Annotated in this window: 19 protein-coding genes; 11 read left to right on the forward strand and 8 right to left on the reverse strand. The window is 37.6% G+C overall.

Translation table 11 applies throughout. From position 1 onward, the window contains the following. Positions 1-293: zinc ribbon domain-containing protein (locus tag AC559H_RS02140; protein WP_036832224.1), on the forward strand; the 293-nt coding region annotated here is incomplete at its 5' end. Between the two features lie 116 nt (positions 294-409). Here AC559H_RS02140 and AC559H_RS02145 read toward each other — a convergent pair. Genes AC559H_RS02145 through AC559H_RS02160 form a run of 4 tightly spaced genes read right to left on the reverse strand, consistent with a single transcriptional unit; the run spans position 410 to position 4,504 of the window. Continuing rightward, entirely contained in the window at positions 410-1,762 is a 1,353-nt protein-coding gene (locus tag AC559H_RS02145; RefSeq protein WP_051319573.1) for an O-linked N-acetylglucosamine transferase, SPINDLY family protein, read from the reverse strand. Beyond that, complete coding sequence (locus tag AC559H_RS02150) at positions 1,763-3,982, reverse strand: TIGR03032 family protein (RefSeq protein ID WP_071782718.1); 2,220 nt, start codon at positions 3,980-3,982, stop codon at positions 1,763-1,765. It lies immediately after the preceding gene. A gap of 10 nt (positions 3,983-3,992) precedes the next feature. Then, a complete protein-coding gene (locus AC559H_RS02155) occupies positions 3,993-4,268 on the reverse strand; it encodes a hypothetical protein (RefSeq protein WP_026793600.1) in 276 nt (91 codons plus the stop codon). Continuing rightward, complete coding sequence (locus AC559H_RS02160) at positions 4,259-4,504, reverse strand: DUF8696 domain-containing protein (RefSeq protein ID WP_026793599.1); 246 nt, start codon at positions 4,502-4,504, stop codon at positions 4,259-4,261. Before AC559H_RS02160 ends, AC559H_RS02155 begins: the two co-directional genes overlap by 10 nt. Positions 4,505-4,667: 163 nt before the next feature. Between AC559H_RS02160 and AC559H_RS02165 the strand changes: the two genes are divergently transcribed. From AC559H_RS02165 to AC559H_RS02175, 3 genes are all read left to right on the forward strand, one after another. Next, positions 4,668-6,188 (forward strand): Eco57I restriction-modification methylase domain-containing protein, encoded by a 1,521-nt coding sequence (locus AC559H_RS02165; RefSeq protein ID WP_051319574.1) that lies wholly within the window; start codon positions 4,668-4,670, stop codon positions 6,186-6,188. 128 nt (positions 6,189-6,316) lie between these two features. Beyond that, positions 6,317-7,276 carry a DNA-methyltransferase gene (locus AC559H_RS02170; RefSeq protein WP_051319575.1) on the forward strand — a complete coding sequence of 320 codons (960 nt, stop codon included), beginning with the start codon at positions 6,317-6,319 and terminating at the stop codon, positions 7,274-7,276. A 149-nt stretch (positions 7,277-7,425) separates the two neighbouring features. Beyond that, entirely contained in the window at positions 7,426-9,222 is a 1,797-nt protein-coding gene (locus AC559H_RS02175; RefSeq protein WP_026793598.1) for a caspase family protein, read from the forward strand. Positions 9,223-9,290: 68 nt separating this feature from the next. Here the strand turns inward: AC559H_RS02175 and AC559H_RS02180 are convergent, their stop codons facing one another. The 3 genes from AC559H_RS02180 to msrA all read right to left on the reverse strand — a co-directional run bounded on the left by AC559H_RS02180 (position 9,291) and on the right by msrA (position 10,818). Then, positions 9,291-9,716, reverse strand: a complete 426-nt coding sequence (locus tag AC559H_RS02180; protein ID WP_026787273.1) for an HNH endonuclease — start codon at positions 9,714-9,716, stop codon at positions 9,291-9,293. Next, the gene (locus AC559H_RS02185; RefSeq protein ID WP_026787274.1) at positions 9,709-10,110 is read right to left on the reverse strand and encodes a hypothetical protein; all 402 of its coding nucleotides are present in this window, start codon (positions 10,108-10,110) and stop codon (positions 9,709-9,711) included. The genes AC559H_RS02180 and AC559H_RS02185 overlap by 8 nt, the downstream gene beginning before the upstream one ends. Before the next feature lie 69 nt (positions 10,111-10,179). Continuing rightward, entirely contained in the window at positions 10,180-10,818 is a 639-nt protein-coding gene (gene msrA, locus AC559H_RS02190; RefSeq protein ID WP_026793597.1) for a peptide-methionine (S)-S-oxide reductase MsrA, read from the reverse strand. A gap of 131 nt (positions 10,819-10,949) precedes the next feature. Here msrA and AC559H_RS02195 point away from each other — a divergent pair, with 131 nt between their 5' ends. Together AC559H_RS02195 and AC559H_RS02200 are read left to right on the forward strand one after the other, a co-directional pair. Continuing rightward, on the forward strand, positions 10,950-11,834 hold the full coding sequence (locus tag AC559H_RS02195; protein WP_026793596.1) for a fructosamine kinase family protein: 885 nt from the start codon (positions 10,950-10,952) through the stop codon (positions 11,832-11,834). A gap of 57 nt (positions 11,835-11,891) precedes the next feature. After that, entirely contained in the window at positions 11,892-13,694 is a 1,803-nt protein-coding gene (locus tag AC559H_RS02200; protein WP_026793595.1) for a two-component system response regulator, read from the forward strand. Positions 13,695-13,740: 46 nt separating this feature from the next. Here AC559H_RS02200 and AC559H_RS02205 read toward each other — a convergent pair whose 3' ends face one another. Next, positions 13,741-13,974, reverse strand: coding sequence for a hypothetical protein (locus AC559H_RS02205; RefSeq protein ID WP_026787278.1), 234 nt, complete (start codon positions 13,972-13,974; stop codon positions 13,741-13,743). A 248-nt stretch (positions 13,975-14,222) separates the two neighbouring features. On the opposite strand from AC559H_RS02205, the gene fraC reads away from it, so the two are divergent. From fraC to AC559H_RS02230, 5 genes are all read left to right on the forward strand, one after another. After that, positions 14,223-14,729, forward strand: coding sequence for a filament integrity protein FraC (gene fraC, locus AC559H_RS02210; protein WP_144390507.1), 507 nt, complete (start codon positions 14,223-14,225; stop codon positions 14,727-14,729). Position 14,730: 1 nt separating this feature from the next. Beyond that, positions 14,731-15,312 (forward strand): DUF5357 family protein, encoded by a 582-nt coding sequence (locus tag AC559H_RS02215; RefSeq protein ID WP_026787280.1) that lies wholly within the window; start codon positions 14,731-14,733, stop codon positions 15,310-15,312. Between the two features lie 54 nt (positions 15,313-15,366). Further along, positions 15,367-16,140: an ABC transporter permease gene (locus AC559H_RS02220; protein ID WP_026793593.1), complete on the forward strand. Its 774-nt coding sequence runs from the start codon at positions 15,367-15,369 to the stop codon at positions 16,138-16,140. A gap of 34 nt (positions 16,141-16,174) precedes the next feature. Next, positions 16,175-16,996, forward strand: coding sequence for an ATP-dependent sacrificial sulfur transferase LarE (larE, locus tag AC559H_RS02225; protein ID WP_026793592.1), 822 nt, complete (start codon positions 16,175-16,177; stop codon positions 16,994-16,996). Between the two features lie 123 nt (positions 16,997-17,119). Beyond that, on the forward strand, positions 17,120-18,628 hold the full coding sequence (locus AC559H_RS02230) for a methyl-accepting chemotaxis protein (protein ID WP_051319576.1): 1,509 nt from the start codon (positions 17,120-17,122) through the stop codon (positions 18,626-18,628). Positions 18,629-18,675: the final 47 nt, after the last annotated feature.

The following is an 18,675-nucleotide window of genomic DNA, read 5'->3' on the forward strand; positions in this document are numbered from 1 at the left end:
TTGGTGATTTGCACGGGATTAAATTTGTTGAAACCGAAGAAGCCTATACTTCAAAAGCTAGTTTCTTAGATGGAGACTCCCTGCCCAAATACGGTGAAAAACCGATGGGGTGGAAAGCATCTGGAAATAGAATTAAGCGTGGTCTTTATCGGACATCTGATGGTTTTGTTGTTAATGCTGACCTGAATGGTGCAGCAAATATCCTCAGAAAAGTATCGGGAAGATTGGGTATAATGCTCAATCAACTCAGTAGACGATCTTTGGCAGTCGTAGCGAGAATTAAGTTAAACTAATTCTGTCCGCAGAATCTCAGCGTCTTCAGACCTGAGAGTGTCAATTTCTTAATTTCCTTTAATTGGGTAGTCGGTTTATCCCTAATGGGTATCAAGATGTTTCTGATGGTTGGGGGTTAACGGTTTCCCATTTGTCGAAATGCCGATTCTAAGTGGCTGACAAACCCTGATACGTTAAATAACGGCGCATCTCGTGCCTTTAACCGTTGACGCAACTGTTGCAACTCCTGGGGATGGCTGGCCCAGTCAATCGCTTTTTGTTGGTACTCCTCCCCACTGTGAGCAATCATTTCTGGGAGTCCGCCACTGGCACAAATACTCGCCCCCATGCGGGAAGCGTTGGTCAAACCAGGTTTTGTCAGTACGGGTACACCCGCCCACAACGCTGCTACCGTGGTGGAACCTCCGCTATATATCCACGTATCTAAGGCTAAATCTGCCAGTTGTAAGCGGGCGAGATATTCGGGGTGGGGAATTTTGGGGGCAAAAATTAGTCTTTCGGGTGCAACTCCAGAAGCAGCAGCTTTTTTGTGTAAATTATTGATAACTTCCTCTGTTGTCGGTTCAGATAACCACAAGACACTGCCTTCAACTTGCTGCAAAATTCCCATCCAAACGGCAAATAAATCGGGGGTAATTTTAAAATGTCGGTTGAAGCAACAGAAGACAAAACTATCTTCTGGCAACCCGAATTCTGCGCGAGTTAAGGGTTGGGAAGAAATCTCCATTTCAGAAGCGATAAACTGATCAGGTAAATAGAGAATTTCTTCACTATAATATTGAGCTAATTCTGGAGGAACAATCCATTGGTCGGTAAGTAAATATTGAATAAAATTGGCTCCCATTGTGTTCGGATATCCCAGAAAACTGGCTTGAATAGGAGCCGGTTGATAGGCAAAGATTTGCGGTTTACCGTAACCGGTATACCCGGCTAAATCGATTAAAATATCAATGCCATCTCGATTGATTTGTTCAGCCGCTTCTAAAGGAGACAGTTGAGAAAAATCTCGAAATTCATCACAACCGATTCTAATGGTTTCCGTGATCTCATCATTGACGTTTAATAAGTTGTAGCCAAAGATTTCAAACTCTTCTCGGTTATGGTTTTCAAAGATTTGATAAATTAAACGACCAACGGCGTGACTATAGAAATCGGGGGAAACATAACCCACCCGCAGTTTATCGGTTTTTTGGGAATAGATGAATTGCGGTTTTTTCTCAGCTATTGATTTCTCAATTCCTATGGCGTGTTTTTGGGCAACAGCTAAGGATAATTCGGGAGGAATTGGAAGGGCGTTTAACTGAAAGGGAGCTAAGGTAAACCCTTTCTTGTCTTCCTGTATATATTGGGTCGTGGAATTGATCAAATCTTGGACAAAATGATCATAGTTTTCCCAGTCGCAGAGATTAACTTTCACAAACCCGATATGGGGATATAAATATTCAGCATTACGGTTGAGGCTTTCCACTCATTCATAGGCAAGTTTCGCTAAGGTAAATTGACTTTGAAGTTCCCAAATCTGTCCGAGTTGAAAATAGGCATCGGCGTAGTTTCGTTGGTGTTTAGCTGCGGTTTGAAAGAGTTGAATCGCTTCTTCTAACTTCGCTTGTTGTTTATACAACAAACCTAAATTGTACAATGCTGGAACAAGCTCAGGGTTTAATTCCAAGGCGCGTTTTAATAACTCCTCAGCTTGATTTAATTGACCTTCAATTAGGTAGATTGACCCCAAGTTTGTTAAGGTTAACGCAGAATTTGGGTTAATTTTTAGAGCATTTTGATAACAAGTTATAGCTTCAGCTAAACGATTTTGCTGTTGCAGTAAGGTTCCTAAATTATTGTGAGGTGGAATATAATTTGGGTCGGCTGCTATAGCATTTTGAAAGCAAGCGATCGCTTCTTGAATTTTTCCTTGTTTTTTAAAATCTTGCCCTCGTTCAAATTCAGCTTTTGCTGCTTTTAATCGTGGGTTTTCTAACGTCCTTAAGTGTTGTTCTAGGATGTCATCTAATTCGGAAATTGTCGTCTCATCTTCTCGAAAAATCTGCCCGACATATTCAGTCTTTTGACGAGAAATTGGAAAGGGTTTTCCTTCGGAAAATTCATCATGAACTAAACTTTGATATTGAGCTAAAGGATAAATGACATCATTCAAAAACCGTTGATCAATGCCTTTCGTTAAAGATTCAGCGTGAGTTTTAACATAATTATTGATAGCAGTTTTGATCTCTAAATTCCCTTTAAATCCCCACATCCCTCCCATAATTTTGCTTCGATGCAAAGGATGATCTCGCATAATATGAAACGGAAAAGGACTGGCTAACCATTCATCAACGGCGGCTTTTTCCCGTTGATTAAGCCGCGAGTCCGTATCCCGAATAATTGTAATTTCCACATCAGAATCATTTAGGGCTAGAAACCGCCAAAATGATCCGGTACAATTTTGAGAGGGGGTTTGCATCGGGATGATTTCTACATGATTCCAAGCTGATAAATGTTCTAACGTTTCTTTGGGAACGGTTTCATCCACATAAAACCGACAAATCCAACCCGGATAAATTTTAAGTGCTAATTCCGCATTTTTAATCGCACCAATATTGTAGATAGGATCATGGCCCCAAAGACTAAAAGAGATGACTTTTTTCTGGGTTTTTGTGGGGCTACCAATAGTTACTAATTTAGCAATATTTCCACTTTTAAACCCTAAAGCCATCGGACATTGAACTTGGGGAAAAATAGCGACATCATAAAGTTCTGTGGCTTCGGTATCCATATCTAGCCACTCGACAATATTTCCGGTTTTTAAGTCAATAATTAAGATGCCACAACGGGCTTCTGCTTGTTTTTGTTGCAGTTTTTCTCCCAGTAATAAACCGGAAAAATGATAATCTCTGGGTTTAGATAAACCCACAACGGCAAAATCTCCGACAAAGGCTAACCCCCGTCCATACCCCGGACAAAATGTAACCGCAACAAATTCCCCGTTTTCGATGTATCCAAAATCTCCTGTTCCTGAGTTGAGTAACCACAATTTCCCTTGATACCATCGGGGAGAGTGGGGCATGGATAAACCCCTAGCGATGATATCGTTGGTTTGAATATCAATCACCACTCCCCCATCACTGCGTCGATGTCGCCAACCGGATGCTACATCCGAATGACTAACCGCCGTTACATAGCGGGGAATACCGTTAACGGCGGCTAACCCGTTAAGGTGACAGCGATCTTCCGGGGCGAGTTTGCTGATAAAATTCGGTTGCCATACAGGAGTAAAGCTGTGTTGAGGATGGAGCGTCGCTAAACAGCTATATTCGGTGTTAGCAAAAATAATATTTCCCTGGGGGTCAGCTATCAGATCATGTACGTCTACATCTCCGGTGGTGTAGGCAACGCGAGGAACGTAGACGCGATCATATTTATCCTGTAAAAGTTCCTTGTTTTCGAGGATATTTTCAAACCGCCAAATTTGATAGCGGGTGGCAAGGTAAAAGCGTTCTGATGTCGTATACAGTCCCATAGGTCGCTCAAATTCCCAAACGGGGGTGGAAATTTGGCCGTTCGGTTGGACTCCAATCAAACAAAGGCGGTTTGTTTGGTAGGTAGTCAGGGCGACGCTGACTTGGTGTTGGTGCAGCCATTCCAGAAAGTGTCGTGAGTAAGGAACAGTTAGGGTTTTGGGAGCGCTCATAGGTTATTGCTTATTGATGTAGATAGAGGTTGCACAAAAACCAAATAAATCTTATCTTAAAACAAGATTTTTTTAAAAGTACAGCGGCAATGTTGGATTCTCTCAAGGTAAGACTATACCCAAATAAGGTATTTGTGGCAGTTAAGGTTTGGTTTTGTTCGGGTGTTCCTGTAATATTAACTGTTCCTGTAGGAGCATCATTAACATTAGTAACAACAGAAGTTGGACTACTATTAACGATTTCTTGTGTTCCTAGTCCATCGGTATAACTAACTTTTACCTGCACTTTTTCCCCACTTGTGCTTGAGATAAGGTGAAAGTATCATTAGTTTCTCCACTAATATCAGTCCAGGTAACTCCATTATCTGCTGACTCTTGCCATTGATAATTTAATGTTCCTAAACCATCAATATCGGCTAAGGTATTGGTTGCAGTTAAGGTTTGGTTTTGTGTTGCTGTACCCGTAATATTAACTATTCCTGTCGGTAAGTCATTAACATTAGTAACACGGGACTTACGCAAGCACGCTATATATAGCGTACTTGCGTAAGTCCTGTAAATTTTATATTGCTGGCGCAGATACTTGAACAATTGGCAGCGTTCGCTGGCTTACTGCACACTATATATAGTGTGCCTGCGTAAGTCCTGAATTTATTATAAAATATCAATATAGCAGTTTTTAATCATGGTAGCTCCCACAAATAGAAAGCAAGATAAATTTCAATCCTATTACACGAATTGTGATCATATTACTTCCTATATGGTAGGACTTCTCGAATGTGATAATAATATGTCTGTGCTTGAACCTTGTGCGGGTGAGGGTGTGTTTATTGACGAGTTATTAAAACAGGAATTAACTCCAGAAATTACTGCCTATGAGTTAAATATTGATGCTGTAAATCAGTTGAATATTAAATATAATGATTTAAAAAATATTGAGATTATACATCAAGATTTTATACTGGCAAACACTAACAAAAAATTCGATAGAGTGATTGCCAATCCCCCTTATGGAGCATATCAATCACCGGAAAAAAGAAAACAATTAAAAAAAGCATATCCCCATATATATGCTAAGGAAACCTACGGTTTATTTTTAATTCGGACAATGGAATTATTGAAACAGGACGGACGACTGGTTTTTATTATTCCAGATACCTATTTATCACTCCATCATCATCAAGGTTTGCGAAAAGAAATTATTAGTAATTATAAAATAGAATCAATCACGCTTTTTCCTTCTGATTTTTTCCCTGGTGTTAATTTTGGCTATGCGGGTTTAAGTATAATATCTATTGTTAAGGAAAAACCAAATATTGACTATAATTTTCCTGTTTATAAAGGTCTGCATTCACCGTCAGAGTTGACAGAATTATTAACCAAAACCAAGAAAAATTATGAAGTTTGTAGACTTTCCTACCATCAGCTTATTAACAATCCATCCCAGGCTTTTTTTCTGTCTTCAAAAGACTGGATTTCTCAAATTCTGAGTTCCGATAATCTAACAATAGGTGATATTTGTTTTGTGGTAACGGGTTTTTATTCGGGTAATGATGGTAAGTATTTAAGGCGATCGCCCTCTGTTACTAGGGGGACTAAAAAGTATGCTATTGTAGAGAATAATAAGATATGTAGGGATAATCTTTCTATTAATCCGCCCCTGAATGGCATCAAAAATGATTGTTATTGGGTTCCTATTGTCAAGGGTGGTAATCAAAGATTCTACAAACAATCAGAATGGTTTATGGACTGGGGAGAAAAAGCAGTTCATGATTATAAAGTTACTAATAAGCAAAAAGCTAGATTTCAGAATTCTCAATTTTATTTCTGTCAGGGAATAGCTGTACCAATGATATCATCTTCTTCAATTACGGGATCATTGATTGATGGGAGATTATTTGATCAGTCTATTGTGGGAATATTTCCGCGCCAAGATTGCCAGGATTTAATTTACTATTTACTTGGTTTTTTCAATAGTAAAGTTTGTAATGATCTGATTAGAATTATCAATATAAGCACCAATAATTCTGCGAATTATATTAAGAAAATACCTTTGATTATACCACAAAAACCGTTATTAGAAAAAATATCAAAAGAAGTGGAAAAGCTGGTAATATTATCTAAATATAATTCTATTAATGATCAAGATTTGCAAGAATTGAATCAATACTTTTATGAGGTATATGGTGCTAAAATATCTGAATAAAAGCGATATATAGCATTTATCAGTGGTATTTTTACAAGGATAAATCTATTTTAAACACAAAGATACAAAGACACAAAGAAGTTGTAAACACTAACCTAACTAAAACTGGTCTTATCTATAGAAAAAACATGGCTAACCGATCTCACAGAAATACACGATTAATGGGAATGAATGCCCTGCGAAAACGTAATGGGGTTCACACTTCTGAACTTGAAATTGAAGTTAAAGAATATCAAGAAACCGTTCATTCTGTTATGAATCTTGATTGTATTGAACTTCTTAAAAAGATTCCCTCAAACTCGGTTCAACTGATTGTTTGTGATCCTCCTTATAATATAAATCTCGCGGAATGGGATAATTTTGATAATTATATTAAGTGGGCATCTAATTGGTTGATAGAGAGCGAGAGAGTCCTATCTGAGACAGGAAATATTGTTATATTTGGTGGGTTTCAATATCAAAGTGAAGCCGGAAGTGGTGATTTACTGGAAATTATGATGTATATGCGTCATCAGAGTAAGATGCGATTAGTTAATATGATTATTTGGTATTATAAAAATGGTATGAGCGCCCATAGATTCTTTGCGAATCGTCATGAGGAAATAGCTTGGTTTGCGAAGACAAAAAAATATATTTTCGACTTAGATGCAGTGCGTATACCTTTTGATCAGGAAACTAAAGCACTTTACTTAAAAGATAAAAGACTAAATCCTGATAATGTTGAGAAAGGCAAAAATCCGACTAATGTTTGGGAGATTGGAAGATTGAATGGTAATTCATTGGAAAGGGTAGGACATCCGACACAAAAACCAACGGAAGTAATTAGAAGAATTGTCCGTGCCATGTCTTACCCTAGTTCAGTTGTGCTTGATTTTTTTGCGGGTTCAGGAGTGACAACCAGAGTGTGTATAGAAGAAGGAAGACATAGTATAGCAAGTGATCTTTCTAATGATTTGAATGGTTATTTAGATCAGCATATTGCCAAAATAAAACCCGATATTTTTTCTGATTTTGTCCCCTTTAATTTATTAACTGAAATTGAATTTGAGTCCCATCCAGTGTTTGGCAAAATAACGGGAAATAGGTAGCTTCATGGAAAGTCATTTTTCAGGAGCGAATTTAACGATCTTGTTGATGTCCTAATTTCTTTGCACACTGCGATAGATATTGCTGTAATGATGTATGATGGGGTTTTAAGTTGAGTATGACTAAAATAGAAATTTATGGGGCATAAGGGATGAAACGCTATATTTGTATTGCCATTGGCATTAATCAATATCAATATCTGCAACCCTTGAATTATGCCCAAAAGGATGCAGAGGCTATTTATGAATATTTGGTTGATGTTGCCGGGTTTCCTCGTGATCAGAGTTTATTGATCACCGATAAATCCCCCCAAATGTCGAGGATGTCCACCTATCCCAACCGGGAAAATGTTTTAGATTGGGTAGAGTCTTTCTGTAAAGAGCAACTCGGCCCGGAGGATGTCCTTTGGTTTTTCTTTAGTGGTCATGGGTTCGCCAAGGATGGACGGGATTATCTATTGCCGATTGATGGTAACCCGACTCAGTTAGAAACAACGGGAATTCCGATTGCAAAGTTATTTGACTATTTTAAAGCCGCAGCAACCGATAAAATTTTGGTGTTGCTGGATATTAACCGCGCTCAGGGGGCACACGCGGGGGAAAGTGTGGGAACTCAAACGGCTGAAATCGCCCGAAAATTAAAAATTCCGACGATTTTATCCTGTCAGCCCGAACAGTTGTCCCGGGAAACTTCGGCTTTGCGCCAAGGATTCTTTACTTCGGTATTATTGGAAGGGTTGAAAGCCGGACAGTTTTCAACCTTAGACCGATTAATTCATGGACTGGAGAAACGTTTACCGGAAGTGACGGAACAACATTTAAGACCCCGACAAAACCCCGTATTTGCAGTTTATCCAGCCTCTAAACTCCAGCAGGTAATTTTACCTGAAAGTCGTCAGGTGGCTATTAATCTTTCCAATGGTATTAGAGAAATAAATATGGCAACTGTAGAATCTCATAAAAATGGGACTGCTCCTGTATCGGAAGATCCACTGAAATTATCCCTATCCTCTGATCAAGGAAATGGGGATCGGGGTTCTGCGACAGGTGAACCCGTCGAACCCGGGAATTTACCCCCAAATTCTCCAGCTTCTGTAATTCAGATGAACTCCCAACCGCCTGCAAGTTCAACAGAGGACACTATGACAGAAAGTTCATTTTTACAACGGTTAATTCTTTGGAGTGGCGCAACGGCGCTGGTACTGTTACTGGGTGTGTTTCTGACCAATAAACCAATATTTTTAGGTCAAAAAACCGCTAAGTCTTCTGTTGAGACTTCAACGGTGGTTAAAACTCCCAAACCACTGCCCGCGACCACAAAACCGGAAAGTACACCCCCGACTCCAACTCCTGCAAGTCCGGTTCAATTGTTAGATGAATCGAAACTCCTATTAAAAGATGCTTCCGCTTCTGATTTTAGTAAAGCGATCGCCATCATTCGACAAATTCCGGCGAGCGATCCCCAGTACAAGGAAGCCCAAGGGGATATTGAACAATGGAGTAAAACGATCTTGGTGATTGCCCAAGGACGCGCCCTGAGTCAAAATTTACCAGCAGCCGTTGATGCGCTCAAGTTGCTCCCTGACGCTAATCCTGAGATTTATCAACAGGGACAAAAACAACTTGAGGAGTGGGAGGCTCAGTTAAGCATCCTGAAAAATAATCAAGGAATTTTGAGCCAGGCTAAGGCTTTAATTAAGCCCGGTCAAGCTTCATCCTATAGTGATGCCATCGGTCTTGTCCAAAAAATTCCGGCGGATCAGCCGGGATATTTGGAGGCGGAAAAATTAATCGATCAATGGGGAAATCAAATCTGGGAAATTGCTCAATCCCGTGCGAAGAAAAAGCAATATGATAATGCTATTGAAGCGGCTAAGTTAGTTCCCGAAAATACATCGGCCTATGACGCGGCTAAGAAAGCGATCGCTGACTGGAAAACGAATAAGTAATCAGTTATCAGTCATCAGTTATCAGTTATCAGTCATCAGTTATCAGTTAAATTGAAAAAAATTCATTTTCATAAAGGAGGATGTTCCCCCATTATATAGAGAATACATCGTAGATTAACTAAACCTTCTCGATTTAAGCGTAAAACTTCAACAGTAGCCCTTCCTATGGGAGTTAAACCAATAATTAGAGTATAATCTTGATTCCAACTCAAATGTTCTTGCCAATTTTGTTGTCGAGGATGATAAAGAGAAACCATTGATTGAGTAATGGGATCTTTCCCTTCAGTTTTGTTGTATTTATAGTTGTTACATCCTTGACAGGATAAGGCTAAATTATCAAGATTACTGTCGCCACCTTTACTTAAAGGTTGAATATGCTCAACAGAAAAACTATGGGTAGCAAATTTTTCTTGAGAATGGCAATACTCACAGCAACTTTTTGCTCTTAGTCTAACTTCTTGTTTAAGTTGAGAGGTGAGTTTGTTATCAGTCATTATTAATTGGTTGAAGCCCCATTTGTGTAATTAAATTGGTGAGAGAGAGTTTACGCATTTGAGCTAATTTAGTTAAATATTCTAAGCGTTGAGCTTGATATTTTTCTACTTGCTCAGTTAATTCTAAAAGTTGCTGATACTCTGATTCTGTTAAAATTTCTTGATTGCGTTTCTCCATCAAAGTTTGATATATATGTCGTAATTCTTGAGGTAAATCTTGATTAATTTTGATCAATAATTCAGACTCATTTATTGATAGACTAGGAGCAATTCTTTGAGCTTTAACTTGTAGGATTTGCTCAATAAATTGCTCTAATTCAGCTTGATTTAATTGCTGAACAGCTTGGAGTAAATCTAAGGCTGATATTTGGGCTTCAATTTTGACAGTGGGCATGATCTTACAACACTTTTATTTTAGATTTCTGGATATCTTGATGATAACTGATAACTGATAACTAATTGATTACTGATAACTGATTTTTGTTCCCCCTAAACCGCAGTAGCCATTGGGGTTTTTGGCTAAGTATTGTTGATGATAACTTTCGGCATAATAAAATTCTGGTGCGGGCAGAATTTCTGTGGTTATGGTTTCATAACCTCCTTTTTTCAGGGCGATTTGATAGATGTCCCGTGAGGCTTCTGCTAATTCCCGTTGTTGCTCGGAATAAACATAAATTCCTGAACGGTATTGTGTCCCAGCATCGTTACCCTGGCGCATTCCCTGAGTCGGGTTATGGCTTTCCCAAAAGACTTTTAGCAATTGTTCATAACTGATGACTTTTGGATCATAAACCACTAACACGACTTCATTATGTCCCGTTAGCCCGCTACAAACTTCTTCATAGGTGGGGTTGGGAGTAAATCCGGCACTGTAGCCCACGGAGGTGCTAAACACGCCTTCTTGCTGCCAAAATCGACGTTCTGCACCCCAAAAACAACCCATCCCAAATACCACCATTTCTAATCCTGGGGGAAAGGGGGGTTTCAGGGGATTACCATTGACATAGTGTTTATCGGGTACGGATATGGCTTGTTTCCGTCCGGGTAAGGCGTCGGAAGCTGAAGGCATTTTTAGTTTTTTACCCAGTCCAAAAATGTGCATAATTGAATTATTTAGGATTGCTATATCTTAATTTTAGCGTTTTTATCGGGATTTTTGCTGAAATATAATAATTATAATTGAGTTTTTAAAATTTGATATAATCAGTTAGAAGAATAAAAAACTCAGATATGATGTGGGATGAAATTGCTGAAGAAATTACACAGGCTACGGGAGAACCGTTTAAAATTTGCGATCGCCATGCCGTCGGTGGAGGATGTATCAATCAAGGATATCAAATTAGCCAAGGTTCTCGTCACTATTTTATTAAACTGAATCAAATAAGTCAAGTGGGAATGTTTGAAGCCGAGGCTTTAGGGGTTCAACAAATTTGGGAAACCCAGACTATTCGAGTTCCTCAAGTCATTTGTTGGGGAGGGTTGGGAGATTCCGCTTATTTAGTCTTAGAATGGCTGAATTTAGACGGAAAAAATCACCCTTCAGCCTGGGAAGAAATGGGACAAAAATTAGCTTTGCTCCATGGCTGGACACCGGAACAAAATTATCCTGGGTATGAAAACTTTGGCTGGGAAATTAATAATACAATTGGTTCTACACCTCAAATTAATACTTGGACAAATAATTGGGTTGAATTTTGGCAAGAACATAGAATTGGCTATCAATTGCAATTGGCTAAACGGCGAGGAGGCTATTTTGAACAGGAAGAAAAATTACTAAAAAAAATCCCAGAGTTATTAGCTAATTATACTTCTAAACCTTCCTTAGTTCATGGAGATTTATGGGGAGGAAATGCGGCGATTTCTTCAGCAGGAGAACCAGTAATTTTTGATCCGGCTATTTATTTTGGAGATCGAGAAGTTGATTTAGCTATGACGGAATTATTTGGCGGGTTTCCTCCCCGTTTTTATCAAGCTTATCAGACAATTCTTCCTATAAATTCCGGCTATAAGCGTCGTAAAATACTTTATAATCTTTATCATATCCTAAATCATTTTAACTTATTTGGGGGGAGCTATGGTAGACAAGCTAATCAGATGATTGAAGAAATTTTGCGCTAAACTTTAACTCAACCAGCACTTACCACCTATCTTTTCTTGTATTTATAGTCTTTTCTGATGAATGACGCTCAACCAAATCACTCACTCAACAGTATTTTGATTGTTGATGATACACCCGATAATTTATATCTTTTGTCAGCGATGTTAACAGAACAGGGGTATAATGTTCGCTGTGTTATTAATGGTTCATCTGCGATTATGGTGGCGATTTCTGACCCACCGGATTTAATTTTATTAGATATTCGGATGCCTCAAATGAGTGGATATGATGTTTGCAAAAAGTTAAAATCTTCCGAACGCACCCGAGATATTCCTGTAATTTTTTTAAGTGCATCAAATGAAGTTTTTGATAAAATTCAAGCCTTTGAAGTGGGCGGTTTAGACTATATTACTAAACCTTTTGAAATTCGAGAAGTTTTAGTTAGAATCAAAAATCAATTAAATTTACAAGAGGCAAAATTACAAATTAAAAAATTCAATACCGAACTGGAACAACGGGTTAAAGAACGCACTGAGGAACTAGAACTAGCTAATTTACGATTATTATACATGGCATCCCATGACGCACTTACGGGTTTACCGAATCGAGTGTTTTTTATGGAACAATTGATGGCAGTTTTGGCTTATACCCACACCTGTTCTAGCTCTCAATTTGCGGTATTATTTCTCGATTGTGATGATTTTAAAGTTGTTAATGATTCTTTGGGACATTTAGCTGGAGATCAACTTTTAAAGGCTGTGGCGAGAAGATTAAGCAATTGTATTAATCCTAATTATACCTTGGCTCGATTTGAAGGGGATGAATTCACTGTCCTGTTAGAAAAGATTGAATCCGTTGATGAAGCTACCCAATTAGCGGAAACAATTCAACAGGCTTTAACTAAACCTTTTTTACTCCATGAACATGAAGTTTTTATTAATACCAGTATTGGGATTGTTTTAGGAAATTCTGATTACGAACAGCCAGAATATTTGCTCAGGGATGCAGATACGGCAATGTATCAGGCTAAAACTCTAGGAAAAGCCCGTTATCAGGTGTTCAATCGAGAGATGCACACCCGTGCTTTAACTCGTTTACAGTTAGAAAATGACCTCCGACGTGCGATTGAACGTCAAGAATTTATTGTTTACTATCAACCAATTGTTTGTTTATCAACGGGAATAATTAGTAGTTTTGAAGCCTTAGTTCGTTGGAGACATCCCCAACGGGGCTTAGTTCCACCAGATCATTTTATTCCTATTGCTGAAGCCACCGGTTTAATTGTTCCCTTGGGATTTTGGGTGTTAGAAAACTCCTGTCGTCAACTGAAACAATGGCAAGAAAAATCAGCCCAACGAGGGGAAGTTTTTGATGTTACGATGAGTGTTAATTTATCTGTTAAACAGTTCTCTCAACCCAATTTAATTGAACAAATTGATCAAGTTCTTGAGAATTTAAAATTAGATAGCAAAAATCTAAAATTAGAAATTACAGAAAGTGCCATTATGGATAATTCTGAATTAGCATCAGAGCTATTTGAACAACTAAAAAAGCGCAACATTCAGTTAAGTTTAGATGACTTTGGGACGGGATATTCTTCCTTAAGTTATTTACACCGATTTCCTTTAGATATTATTAAAATTGACCGCTCTTTTATTAGTAACTTAGATTTGATTGGAAAAAATTTAGAAGTGGTTCAAGCCATTCTCAATCTCGCCCATCATTTAGGAATGAGTGTTGTAGCTGAGGGCATTGAGACACCAGAACAATTATCCCTTCTGAGGTTTTTAGGTTGCGAATTAGCTCAGGGTTATCTATTCGCTCAACCTTTGGATGCAGAAGCCGCAGAAACTCTGCTTTTCTCCCATCCTCAATGGTAATAATCATTTGCTATGCTCTATTTTTCTAAAAATCCTAAATTTTTTCCTAGGGTAAAGATTGCCAAGCATGGGTGACTAATTCACTTAACCAGACTCGCTGTTCTCGATTGAGTAGACTATCATCGGCTAAAACCTCAGCCTTAAGATCTTCTAAAGATTGTTGACGAGAACGCGCAATTTTTACGACTCCTGCCAACGCCGTTACGACTAAATCATCAGTAACAGGTTGTTGTCGCAGAGCCATCATTTCTTGGGGGCTTGTGGGAATGGGATGATTCATATATCAGTTATCAGTTAACTGTTGATTTTAGGGTGAATTGTAGCACAAAAAATTGAAACTCAAATGGATATTCAGATAGCACAGGGAACGGAACAGGGAAATCCCCCGTGATTAAAATTAGCTTAGGGGCTTGGTGATCCTCAAATGGTTTCTAATCCGTTAAAATCAGAGTATGCTTAAAAATATAATCTGGTTTTCATCCCTATTGCTTTTTGTCTCTTGCCTCTTACCTAATCTCCCTACTATATATGCCAGTCAGGACTATATTAAGAGTTATTTTATTAAGAATTATTCGGCTTTTAATGTCTATTACTATTGAAGCCTGGATTTTCAAAAAAAGTTTCAATATCTCCCCAAAATTGAGTGTACAATATACCATGGCTCTCAATTTATTAGCAAGTGCCTGTGAATGGATGATTGTTGTAAATGCAGAAGCAATATTACCATTGAAAGCTCGAACACAATTAATTAATTATTTATTGGTAGAACAGCTTGATACAACCTCCTTCGTTATTTTTTTATTAACGGTTTTTAATTTTACTTTCTTACTATTAATTAAATGGATAGGCTTTGAAACCCTCCGGTTTTTATCAAGTACAGACTTTACTAAAATTAGTAAAGTATTTTCAGGAAATTCAGAAGACCAGATTCAAATGTCAGAAAAATATAAGGATTTTAGAGTAATATTACTAGCACATACTTTCAGTTATTCTCTGTTTTTAGGGTTAGCATTTACATTATTAATTTTAAAATAAAATGAAAAAACTAATTAATTTTTTAAATATTATTAAACCCTCTCATCCCTTAGACTGGAGAACGTTTATATTGATTGGTATTGCTATTTGGATGGCATCTTTTTTTGTAATTAACAATGAAGATACTAGAAATGGTTTGGTATTTCTAAGTTTATTAATGCTAACTGTTGCTATTAGTATCCGAACGAATGAACCTCCATTTATAATGGGAAATATTTCTTTAAGTCCTTGGATTACTTCATTCTTACTATGTCTAATTATATATCAAAATACAGAAATAAATCAACCTAATTTTGCCTTAAAATCTTGGCCAATCATCGCAGCTTGTTTAATCTTTATTCTGGAATTTATTAAAGATAAATTTAAAATTCATTCTCCCCCGCCTTTAGTTCGTATGGGGTTTATTATTGTTTTCCTAATTCACATTAATATTTACTGTTGGATAGAATTTTCTTTGCGCGTGGAAAATTGGGTAAGAAAAGTTCCAGATATTCTTCCTACACCAGAGACTTTGCAGCCGGATTCTGCTAAAATCAACCCAGAGTTTCAATCCTATTTATTTCTGGGAATGAAACAGGAATAAGGATATTGCTTATTTTATGTCAAACCTGATCACAATAATAATCTGGAAATCAAGATGAATTTCAGCCGAATTTTTACTATTGCCAGTAACGTTTTCTTAGAAGTCGTTCGTGACCGCATTCTCTATATTATTGGCATTTTTGCTGTGTTTTTGATGGGTTCTATTCGTTTACTTCCTGAAGTTTCCGCCGGGTTAGAAAACAAAATAACCCTAGATTTTGGCATCGCCATGATTAGCTTATTGGGCTTACTGATTACAGTTTTTGTGAGTGCTAATCTGATTAACAAAGAAATTGACAAAAAAACCGTTTATCTCCTGGTTTCTAAACCCGTCAGTCCGGCGGAATTAATTATCGGAAAACATTTTGGTATCTCGGCTTTTATTGCAGTTTTAATCTTGGTGATGACCCTGCTATTTTTTGGCATTCTCAGTTTCAATAAAATTCCCTACCCCTTCACCTCCCTAAGTATTGCTTTTATATTTATGTGGCTACAATTATCTTTAGTGGCGGCGGTCGGTATTTTATTAGGAGTATTTACCAGTTCCCTCCTCGCGAGTTTATTAACCCTAGGTGTTTATGCAATGGGAAGTCTCAGTCGTGACTTACTCGCATTAGGAAAAATTAGCGAAAACCCCACCTTAGAACAAATGATGAAAGTCACCTATATGATCTTACCCGATTTAGCAAGATTGGATTTGAAAAATGAAGCTGTTTATGGTTACTTACCCCCATCTTCAGTGTTAATAACTAATGGGATTTATGCTATCATTTATATGGTTCTTATATTATCCCTGTCCATTGCAATTTTTTGGCAGAGAGAATTTTAGTTAAATTATAAAAATAGGTTTCATCTACACTATGATCATCACAGAAAAATTACAACAACTCCAAGCCCTATTTCAAGAAATGGAACGGGCATTAATCGCTTATTCTGGAGGAATAGATAGTACCCTAGTCGCTAAAATTGCCTATGATGTATTAGGAGATCAATCTTTAGCCGTAACTGCCGTTTCTCCCTCCCTATTACCCGAAGACTTAGAAGATGCTCGAATTCAAGCCGCCGAAATTGGGATTCAACACCAAGAAATTCAAACCCAAGAAATGGCTAATTCTAATTATACATCAAACCCAGTTAATCGTTGCTATTTTTGCAAAAGTGAACTCCATGATACTCTAAAACCCCTGGCTCAAACCTGGGGTTATCCCTATATTATTGATGGAGTGAATAGCGATGATTTACGCGACTATCGCCCAGGAATTAAAGCAGCAAAAGAACGAGGAGTCCGTTCACCTTTAGCGGAATTAGGGATTAGCAAAACTGAAGTCCGAGAAATTTCTAAATATCTCGGTTTAAAAGCTTGGGATAAACCCGCCCAACCCTGTTTAAGTTCCAGGTTTCCCTATGGAGAAGAAATCACAATTTCTAAATTACAACGGGTTGGGAGAGCCGAAGTATATTTAAGAAAATTAGGCTGGAAAAATCTACGAGTTCGTTCAGAAGGAGATACGGCCCGCATCGAATTATCCCCAGAAGAAATTAAAGACTTTGTATTAATTATTGAACTGCCTAAATTAGTGCAAACCTTCCAAGAATTTGGGTTTATTTATGTTACTTTAGACCTGGAGGGATATCGAAGCGGAAAACTCAATCAAGTCTTACCTTCAGAATTAATTAGCACCTAAATACCCTCTGTTTTTGTGAATCCTAAACTACAATACTGAAAATTTTGTAGAGTTAATTCGCAGTGGTACAGGAATAGAAATGGATGAAGAAGATTTAAACGTTAGAGATTAGGAGTTAAGAACATGGCTAATAATTTTGACAAAAACCTCGGAGATAAAAAGCACTTATTGAGTCAATTTAAACTCAGAACTCAGATGCTTTTTGGTTATGCAATTCCCGTTTTTATGTTTGCGGTTTCTACCTATATTGTTTATAGCAATGCCAATAAGGTGTTTGAGGCATTTAATCAGGTGGAAAACGTCCAAAAAAATATTATTGAAACGGATACAATGGCGTTGTCTGGGAGTAATATGGTCGCCAATAGTCGGGGTCATCTTATTTCTGAAGAATCGCAATTTTTAGAGTTATATCAACAAAGTTGGCAAAATTTCCAAGAAGCCAGTAATAATGTGGATAATACGATTACTGTTGACGAACAAAGAAAACGATTTGAACAAATGAATGAAATTGCAAAAAACTATAATCAATATCAAAACAAGTTAGTTAGTTTTTTAGAACAGGGAAAGAGAAAAGAAGCTTTAGAGCTTTTTAAAGCTGGTATAGGTAGTAAACTGCTTTCAGATTTTTTAACTCTTAATTCTGAGTTCAACGGCACAGAAATAAAAAGACTCAATACAGAAAATATTCAAGCTAGAAACACGCTACAAAATGCAATCAACCTATTAGTTTTTGGTTCAATTATTTCAGCGTTAACCGCTTTTATTATTGCTTGGTTAATTTCTTCCTTAGTCAGTCGTAAAATTACTCAAGCCATTGACGCCATTGATAATTCTTCCTTAGAAATTAATATTGCCGTTGACCAACAGGAAAAAATTACCAGTAGTCAAGCAAGTTCGGTGAATGAAACCACCCGCACTATGGATGAATTAGAATTTTCGGCAAAACAAGCCAGCGAACAGGCGGAAACTTCAACAGTAGGAGCCAGACAGGTTTTAAACCTAGCAGAAAATGGCAATGAATTAGTTAAGCAAACTTTGGTAGAAATGAACCAAATGAAAGAAAAAGTTGAAGCAATTGCTGAACAAATTTTACGTCTGAGTGAACAAACTAATCAAATTGGGAATATCTCTCAATTGGTGGGTGATTTAGCTAACCAAACTAATATGTTAGCCCTCAATGCCGCCGTAGAAGCTGTCAGAGCCGGAGAATATGGAAAAGGGTTTTCGGTCGTGGCTTCAGAGATTAGAAAATTAGCCGATGAAAGCCAAAAATCTGCCCATCAAATTAATAACTTAGTGATGGGAATTAAACAATCTAATAATTTAACTGGAGTCGTCACTGAAGCTGGAATTAAAAGTGTGGAAAATACTTTGGATTTAGCCCAAAAAACCGCTTCTGCTTTTAATAATATGTCCTCAGAACTGAGTAATATTGTTCAGAGTTCTCAGCAAATTTCATTAAATTCTAAACAACAGGCTGTAGCCATTCAACAAGTTGTGGTAGCGATGAATAATCTGAATAAAAATGCTCAGGATAGTAGTCAGGGTATGGGTCAAATTAAGCTCGGAATTAAAAAACTCAGTGATGCTGCTTTTGATTTGAAAGATATTGTCCAAGAAACATCAAAATAACCAGTTAATGTAGAGACGTGCCATGGCGCGTCTTTATCAATTATCTT

The sequence above is a fragment of the Planktothrix prolifica NIVA-CYA 540 genome (assembly GCF_963864145.1).
GTDB classification, from domain to species: Bacteria; Cyanobacteriota; Cyanobacteriia; order Cyanobacteriales; family Microcoleaceae; genus Planktothrix; species Planktothrix agardhii.